General features: G+C 71.2%; 7 protein-coding genes. 5 read left to right on the forward strand and 2 right to left on the reverse strand.

Features of this window, described 5'->3' with window-relative positions; translation table 11 throughout:
- The first annotated feature begins 16 nt into the window (after positions 1–16).
- Genes ACFY2X_RS26170 through ACFY2X_RS26180 form a run of 3 tightly spaced genes read left to right on the forward strand, consistent with a single transcriptional unit; the run spans position 17 to position 2,815 of the window.
- The gene (locus ACFY2X_RS26170) at positions 17–1,126 is read left to right on the forward strand and encodes an alanine racemase (protein WP_389942362.1); all 1,110 of its coding nucleotides are present in this window, start codon (positions 17–19) and stop codon (positions 1,124–1,126) included.
- Positions 1,127–1,185: 59 nt separating this feature from the next.
- Positions 1,186–1,572: a Rid family detoxifying hydrolase gene (locus ACFY2X_RS26175; RefSeq protein WP_389942365.1), complete on the forward strand. Its 387-nt coding sequence runs from the start codon at positions 1,186–1,188 to the stop codon at positions 1,570–1,572.
- A gap of 31 nt (positions 1,573–1,603) precedes the next feature.
- Positions 1,604–2,815: a hypothetical protein gene (locus ACFY2X_RS26180; protein WP_389942368.1), complete on the forward strand. Its 1,212-nt coding sequence runs from the start codon at positions 1,604–1,606 to the stop codon at positions 2,813–2,815.
- Positions 2,816–2,822: 7 nt separating this feature from the next.
- Here ACFY2X_RS26180 and ACFY2X_RS26185 read toward each other — a convergent pair whose 3' ends face one another.
- Positions 2,823–3,371 carry a TetR/AcrR family transcriptional regulator gene (locus ACFY2X_RS26185; protein WP_389942371.1) on the reverse strand — a complete coding sequence of 183 codons (549 nt, stop codon included), beginning with the start codon at positions 3,369–3,371 and terminating at the stop codon, positions 2,823–2,825.
- Positions 3,372–3,445: 74 nt separating this feature from the next.
- On the opposite strand from ACFY2X_RS26185, the gene ACFY2X_RS26190 reads away from it, so the two are divergent.
- Positions 3,446–4,171, forward strand: a complete 726-nt coding sequence (locus ACFY2X_RS26190; RefSeq protein WP_389942373.1) for an alpha/beta fold hydrolase — start codon at positions 3,446–3,448, stop codon at positions 4,169–4,171.
- On the opposite strand, the gene ACFY2X_RS26195 is transcribed toward ACFY2X_RS26190, so the two are convergent.
- Positions 4,123–4,743: a LysE family translocator gene (locus tag ACFY2X_RS26195; RefSeq protein ID WP_389942376.1), complete on the reverse strand. Its 621-nt coding sequence runs from the start codon at positions 4,741–4,743 to the stop codon at positions 4,123–4,125. The two genes, ACFY2X_RS26190 and ACFY2X_RS26195, sit on opposite strands and share 49 nt — an antisense overlap.
- Before the next feature lie 104 nt (positions 4,744–4,847).
- Here ACFY2X_RS26195 and ACFY2X_RS26200 point away from each other — a divergent pair, with 104 nt between their 5' ends.
- Positions 4,848–7,598, forward strand: a complete 2,751-nt coding sequence (locus ACFY2X_RS26200; RefSeq protein ID WP_389942379.1) for an AAA family ATPase — start codon at positions 4,848–4,850, stop codon at positions 7,596–7,598.
- Positions 7,599–7,793 lie beyond the last annotated feature (195 nt).

Here is a 7,793-nt window from a genome sequence, read left to right on the forward strand (position 1 = left end):
GCAAAGGGGGCATCGCGTGAAGGGAATCGTGGATCCCGGGAAGGCAGTGGGGTCTTCGCTGTTCGGAGGAGCCTTCAGCTTTCCCGTGATGGTGGCGCACCGCGGCGCGCTGGAGCACAACATCGCGACGCTCGCCGCCTTCGCCGACCAGCACGGCCTGATCCTGGTCCCGCACGCCAAGACGACCATGTCACCCGAGCTGATCAGGGCACAGCTCGACGCGGGCGCGTGGGGTCTGACGGTCGCCACCCCCAGCCAGGCGCTCACCCTGCGCGAGTTCGGCGTCTCCCGGATCCTCATCGCCAACCAGGTCTTCGACCCGGCGGGACTCGACGCCATCGCCGCCCAGCTCGCCGGAGACCCGTCGATGGAGTTCCTCTGCTTCGTGGACTCGGTGGCCGGGGTGGAGATGCTGTCCAGGCACGCCGGGACCAGGCCGTTCCGGGTGCTGGCCGAACTCGGCCACGAGGGCGGGCGGGGCGGCAGCCGTACGCTCGGACAGCTCCTGGAGGTCGCCTCGGCGGCGCAGGCGGCCGAGGGCGTGGAGCTCGCGGGCGTGGCCGGATACGAGGGGGCGCTCACGTCGGCCGGTGAGGTACGGGCCTACCTGCACCGGCTGCTGGAGGCGCTGGAGCACCTGCGGGTGCGCGATCCGATCCTGTCGGTGGGCGGCAGCCAGTGGTTCGACGTCATCGGCCGCGAGCTCGTCACCTGCCAGGCCAAGGTCATGCTGCGCAGCGGCGCCTACATCTCCCACGACGACGGCTACTACCGCGAGCGCACGCCGTACACCCGGATCGAAGGGGAGCTGCTGGCCGCGCTGGAGATCTGGGCGCACGTGCTGAGCGTCCCCGAGCCCGGCCTGGCCATCGTCGGGTTCGGCAAGCGGGACGCCCCCTTCGACGAGGGCCTGCCGGTGCCCCGCGGGGCCGTCGCGGGCGCGACGGTGCTCAAGGTCCAGGACCAGCACACCATCCTGCGGCTCCCGCCGGACTCCCCGGTGAAGCCGGGGGACCTGGTGTCGTTCGGCATCTCCCACCCGTGCACCGCTTTCGACAAGTGGCGGGTCATGCCCGTGGTCGACGACGACTATGTCGTCGTCGACCTGATCACTACCTATTTCTGATCTCCATATGTTTCCGTGTTCCCAATGATTTCCGTGTTCCCAATGACAGGAGTGGTGACATGAGTGGTAAGCAGGAGCTGCGGACCGACGACGGCGCGGCGCCGGTCGGGGCCTACTCGCAGGGTCTCGTGGTCGGTGACTTCGTCTACACCTCGGGCGCGGGCCCCCTGGACCCCAAGACGGGCGAAGTGGTCGGGACCGACGTGGCCGAGCAGACCCACCAGACGATGCGCAATCTGGGCGCGATCCTCGCGGCCCACGGCCTGGGCTTCGACGACGTGGTGAAGGCGACCGTCCACCTGCAGCACCTCAAGCGTGACTTCGCCGCCTACAACGAGGTCTACAAGTCCTACTTCACCCAGCCGTACCCGGTCCGCACGACCGTCGGCTCCGACCTGATGAACATCCTGGTCGAGATCGACTTCGTGGCCTACAAGGCACGTTAGAGTCTGAGCGACTGCGTGGGAGGGCGGCGGCTTGGACAGCTCGCTGTACGTCTATGTCGAGGACGTGCGAGGAGAGGGCCTGGAAAAGGTTCTTGACCGGATCACCGGATACGGCGTGACGGGCGTGACCGTGGCCGCCGCCTACCACCGCGCCCGCGACGTCACGCCACACGGCCGGTCCCGGGTGACGGTTCGCAGGGACGGGGCGCACTTCGTCCCGCCCGAGGACCTGTTCGGCCCGCTCCGCCTGGTCCCGCCTCTTCAGGACGGGGCGGAGCAGGAGCCGTTGGCCGCGCTGCGCCTGGCCACCGCCGAGCGGGGCCTCAAGCTGCACGGCTGGACCGTCTTCCTGCACAACACCACGCTCGGCCTGGCCAACCCTGACGTGACCGTGCGCAACTGTTTCGGCGACCGTGGCTCACCGGCCGACCTGTGTCCCTCTCACCCGGATGTCCGCCTGTACGCGGTCGCCCTGGGCCGGGCGGTGGCCAGGCAGGGGGTCGACAGCGTGGTCGCCGAGGCGCTGCACTTCGGCACCTTCGGCCACGGCTATCACCACGAGCGCAGCTTCGTCCCGCTCGGTCCGATGGACGCCTTCCTGCTCGGCCTGTGCTTCTGTGATTTCTGCATGCGCCGCGCGACCGACCTGGGAGTCAACGCCGAGGTGGCGCGGGAGGAGTGCGCCAGGATCGTGGGCGGCGTGCTCGACGGCGATCCGCCCGCGCAGGGCGAGGTGACCAGGGCGGCGCTGACCGCCTACGCCGGGCCCGAGGCGGTCGCCTACGCGCGCGCCCGCTCGGAGGTGGTGACCTCGCTGGTCTCCGACGTCTCCGCGGCCGTCGCCGCGGAGGGCTCCGAGCTCGTCTTCCTCGACGCGACCGGCGCGGTCAAGGGCTATGCCGACGGCCTGCCCTCGCCCGGGCTCGCCGCGCACGACGCATGGCAGCTCGGCGTGGACCTGGTCGCCCTCGGTGACCTGGTGCCCTCGCTCGGCGTGCTCGCCTACGCCCGCGACGCCGTCCGGGTCGCCGACGACGTGGGCGCCTACCGCCGCTCGACGGGCAAGGACAAGGAGCTGCGGGTCGTGCTCCGGCCCGGCCTGCCCGACACCGACTCGGCCGACCGGCTCGCGGCCAAGGTCCGGGCCGCCCGTGCCGCGGGGGCCGACGCGGTCGACTTCTACGCCTACGGGCTCATGCCGTACCCGATCCTCGAGCGGATCCCCGGCGCGCTGGGCGGCTGACCGGAGCTCAGACGCATCCGTCGAGGATCGCGCTCACCGCCTTCGCGGCGAAGTCGTCGTCGAGGGGAAGTCCCCGGAAGACCGCGCGCAGCCACACCGCGCCGCCGAGCAGGTCCATGATCAATAACGGGTCGGCCGTGCCGGGCAGCTCGCCGCGCCGTCTCGCGCGCTCGAAGACGGCCTCCTCCCTGGCGAACCGGTCGGCGAAGAAGCGCTGGGCCGCGACGGCGAGCTCGGGGTGGTGTACGGCGGCGCCGAGCGCGGCCACCGCGATGCCGGCCGTCGGAGGCCGGGTGAGAAGCGCGGCCATTCCCCGGACCAGTGATTCCAGGTCTTCCCTGAGGCTGCCGGTGTCGGGCGGCTCGATCGCGAGCAGGTCGGTCTCGATCAGCGCCGCGGCGAGCAGTGCCGCCTTCGACGGCCACCACCGATAGATCGTGGTCTTGTTGACCCCCGACCGCTCGGCCACTCCCTCGACGGTCAGTCCCTCGTAACCCTTGCCGGCGAGCAGTTCGAGCGTCGCCTGGAAGATCTGCTGTTCCTTACGCGGTGCCATCACCCGACTATAGCAACGCAACGGTGCGTTGTGTTTAAATGAGCGCAACGCACCGTTGCATTTGGAGGTCGGTAATGCTGCCCGTCGTGTTCGTCCACGGAGTCCGGGTCAGCGGGACCGCGTGGGGTCCCGTCATCTCTCACCTCGACCGGCCCGCGACGGCCGTGGACCTGCCGGGTCACGGCACTCGCCGCGGAGAGCCGTTCTCGATGGACGGGGCGACGTCGGCGGTGGCCGACGCGATCGACGAGCTCGGCGGCAGGGCGTTCGTGGTCGGGCACTCGCTGGGCGGCTACACCGGCATCGCCACCGCCGGGCGCTTCCCCGATCGGGTGGCCGGGCTGATGGCCATAGGGTGCACGTCCAACAGCCCGTTCATGATGGGCGCCTACCGGTTCGCCGCCTCGCTGGCCGCGCGGAACCCCTCGCGCGCCAACCGGATCAGCGCCTACGGCTTCCGCCGTTTCCTGCCCGGCCCCGTCGGCATCGCGATGGTGGCCGGAGGGCTGTCATGCGAGGTGTTGCCACAGGCCGTCGAGGCCGTCGCCGGGCACGACCAGCTCGCGGCGCTGGCCGCCTATCCGGGGCGGGTGTGGCTGGTGAACGGCACCCGCGACCAGCTTCGGGGGAACGAGCGCGATTTCCTGCGTGCCTGCCGGAACGGGCGGCTGATCCTGATTCCCCGCCGCGGGCACCTGAGCGTGCTGGCGGCCCCGGGACCGCTGGCCCGTCTGGTGGGCGACCTGTGCGATCAGGTCGACCGGCCGGAGAACGCGGTCGCGACGCCGAGCCCCAAGTAGACGATCCCGCTGAAATAGCGCAGCAGGCTGGAGCGGTCGCGGATCCGCCTCCCGAGCGCGCCCGCACCCGCGGCGTAGATCATGTCGGAGATCAGGCCCAGGATCAGGAGGGTGCCGCCCAGGATGACGATCTGCAGCGGCACGGCCCCCGCCTCCGGGTGCACGAACTGGGGCAGGAACGCCAGGAAGAACAGGATCACCTTGGGGTTGAGGAGGTTGACGACCACGCCTTCGAAGAAGATCGCACGCAGCGGCTGCGGGGCGGCCTCCTGGGCGGTGAGCTCCTGCTTGCCGGTCAACGTCCGGATCCCCAGATAGACCAGGTAGGCCACGCCGGCCCACTTGATCACGTTGAAGAGCGCGGCGGACTGGGCGATCACATAGGAGAGCCCGGCCGCCGCCGCGGCGATGTGCACCAGCGTGCCGGTCTCCACGCCGAACGCGCTCGCGATCCCGGCGGCCCGGCCCTGGGTGATGCCGCGGGCGGCGATGTAGAGGTGGTTCGGCCCGGGTACCAGGACCAGCGCCAGGGACGCCACCGCGAAGATCAGAAATGTGGACAGGGGGACCATGCCTCCGACCCTAGGATCGCGCCGGTCCCGCCGTGAGGGCCATTCGGGAGTGCCGTTCGTGGACCAATCAGCCGCTGGCGGTGCATCGTGGCATACTCGCCGAGGTGAGCTGGCAAAAGGAGCAAAGTGCTCTTATAGGACGATCGGCGGAGCTTGATCGTCTGACCTCGGTGCTCGCCTCGGCCGCCGACGGCCTGGCCGGCGTGGCACTCGTGGGCGGTGACGCGGGAATCGGCAAGACACGGATGGTCACGGAGCTGGCCGAGCGGGCCGAAGCCGAGGGCTTCGCCGTATTGGTGGGGCAATGCGCCGAACTCGGTGACGCGCTGCCGTACCTCCCGCTGGCCGACGCCCTGCGCGGTGCGCGGGGAGAGCTGCGCGCGGCGATCGGCGCACGGCCGGCGCTCGGCAGGCTGCTGCCGGGCGATACCGACCTCGGCACGGAGGCCACCTCGGGCCTCACCCAGCAGCAGCTTTTCGGCTCGGTGCTCGGGTTCCTGGCCGCCCAGCCCGTGCTGCTGGTCCTCGAAGACCTGCACTGGGCCGACCAGTCCACCCGCGACCTGGTGGTCTTCCTCAGCCGGATGCTGCAGACCGAACGCGTCTGCCTGGTCGGCACCTACCGCACCGACGACCTTCACCGGCGCCACCCGCTGCGCCGGGTCCTCGCCGAGCTCAAACGCCTTCCCTCGGTGACGGCCGTCGAGCTGAGACCGCTCAGTCGCGGCGAGATGGCCGACTACCTGACCAACCTCGGCGGCACCGACACCCGGATGATCGGAGAGGTCGTCGACCGGGCCGAGGGGAACCCGTTCTACGCGGAAGAGCTCCTGGAGGCCGCGACCGAGGGCTGCGCGATGACCGACGGCCTGGCCAGCCTGCTGCTCTCCCGGGCGGAGACGCTGTCCGACGCCGCCCAGCGGGTGCTTCGGGGCGCGGCCGTCGCGGGTCGAAAGGTCGACCACGCCCTGCTCCAGGAAGCCTCCGGCCTGGGCGACCTGGTCTTCGAGGAGGCCATGCGGGAGATCGTCTCGCGCGGGCTGCTGCGCCCCGACGGGGAGTACGGCTACGCCTTCCGGCACGCCCTGCTCCAGGAGGTCGTCTACACCGACCTGCTGCCCGGCGAACGCACCCGGATGCACTCGGAGTTCGCCCGCCTGCTCACCGCGCGCGAGGGCGCCCCGGCCGAGCTCGCCTATCACTACCTGGCAGGTCACGATCTCACCGAAGCCCTGTCCGCCTCGGTCGAGGCAGGACGGCGGGCGGAACGGCTCGGCGCCCCCGCCGAGGCCCACCGCCACTTCGATCAGGCGCTCGGGCTCTGGGACCGGGTCCCCGACCCCGACCGCCTCGCAGGGATGAACCGCATCCAGCTCGCGCTGCGCACCGCCGCCGCGGCGGCCGACATGGGAGACAACCACCGGGCCGTCGCCCAGTTGCGAGAGCTGCCCCCGTCGGCCGAGATCTACGAGCGGCTCGCCTACTACCTCTACGACTCCGACGCCGCGCCGGGGGCGATCGAGGCCGCGGAGGCGGCCGTGGCCGCGGCTCCCGAGGGAAGTCCCGTCCTGGCCAGGGCGCTGTCCACCCTCGCCCGCACGCTCTTCGGAGGCCCGCGGCAGGCGGAGGTCAGACCGCTCGCCGACCGCGCGCTGGAGGTGGCCCGAGCCACAGGGGCGAGCGACGCGGAGAAAGGCGCGGCGATCATGCTCGCCTCCTGCGCGGAGTTCGACGGCGACCTCGACCGGGCGGAGGAGCTGTTCGGCTACGTCACCCTCCAGGACTCCAGCGACCTGGCCATGGACCTGCGCGCCATCTTCCATCACGCCCGGATCCAGCTGGCGCGCGGCTCCATGGCCGCCGCCGCACAGACCGCCGACCACGGCGTATGGCTGGCCCGGGAGACCGGCCTCTCCTGGAGCACCTACGGCACCGACCTGCGGTTCCTGCAATTCTTGATCCACTACACGACGGGGGAGTGGACGCGGGCCCGGGAGGTGGCCGCCGGATTCGGCGCGCGCGTCGGCAAGGTTCCCGAGGCCATCCTCTCCTCCTTCGCGCTGTTCATCGAGGTCGCCATGGGGATGCCCAAGGTGGAGGAGCGGCTGACCTGGCTGCGGCCGTTCTGGTCGGACTCCCTGGTCGTCTACATGTCCCGGGGCCTGGCCGCCGAGCACGCCCTCTGGCGGGGGGAGCCCGCGCTCGCCCTGGAGCACGTGAAGGCGGCCCTCGACGCCATGGAACCCAACGAGGTGGGCAACATCCGCATCTGCGCGGTGGGGCTGTGGGCCCTGGCCGAGCTGGGGCGCGCCGACGGCGCCGACGAACTGCTCGCCCGCGCGCGGGGCGCGGTCCGGGCCGGGATAGGGGCCGAGGGGCACGCGTGGCTGGCGCGGGCGGAGGCCGAGTGGCACCGCGCGCACGGCCGCGCCGACGTCGAAGCGTGGCGCGCGGCGGTCGAGGCCTTCGACTTCGGGTTCGTCTACGAGACCACGCGCTCGCGGTGGCGGCTGACCGAGGCGCTGCTCGCCTCGGGCGACCACGCCTCGGCGCTCGCGGAGTGGAAACGCGCCGTCGAGGACGCCGCGGCCCTGGGCGCCCAGCCGCTGAGCGACGCCCTGGCCGAGCTGGGCCGCCGGGCCCGGTTCACCTCGGCGCCGTCGGCTCTGCTCACCGGCCGGGAGCAGGAGGTGCTCGCGCTGGTGGCCGAGGGTCTCGGCAATCGTGAGATCGGCGAGCGGCTGTTCATCGCCCAGAAGACGGTGAGCGTGCACGTCTCCAACATCCTGGGCAAGCTCGGGGTCTCCTCCCGAACCCAGGCCGCCGCCGTGGCACGAAGGGAAGGCCTGGTCTAACGGGGCCTGATCTAAGTGCCCGTGTACAAACTGATCGTCAGGGCGACTTGGGAGAGGCGGATCGCGTGAGCCGTCGTCCCATGAGGATGATCATCGCCCCCAGGGCCATGGCCTCGTGGTGCTCGGATAACCGTTCATAGTCACGTACACACCGCCTGCGCTGGGAGATCCACGACAGCGTCCTCTCCACCACCC

The organism is Streptosporangium sp. NPDC000396 (genome assembly GCF_042898655.1).
GTDB lineage: Bacteria > Actinomycetota > Actinomycetes > Streptosporangiales > Streptosporangiaceae > Streptosporangium.

What these genes read in the sequence shown, in the direction of transcription:
- ACFY2X_RS26175 (WP_389942365.1), top strand. Translation starts at nt 1,186, where the DNA reads ATGAGTGGTAAGCAGGAGCTGCGGACCGACGACGGCGCGGCGCCGGTC.
- ACFY2X_RS26185 (WP_389942371.1), bottom strand. Translation starts at nt 3,371, where the DNA reads ATGGCACCGCGTAAGGAACAGCAGATCTTCCAGGCGACGCTCGAACTG.
- ACFY2X_RS26190 (WP_389942373.1), top strand. Translation starts at nt 3,446, where the DNA reads ATGCTGCCCGTCGTGTTCGTCCACGGAGTCCGGGTCAGCGGGACCGCG.
- ACFY2X_RS26195 (WP_389942376.1), bottom strand. Translation starts at nt 4,743, where the DNA reads ATGGTCCCCCTGTCCACATTTCTGATCTTCGCGGTGGCGTCCCTGGCG.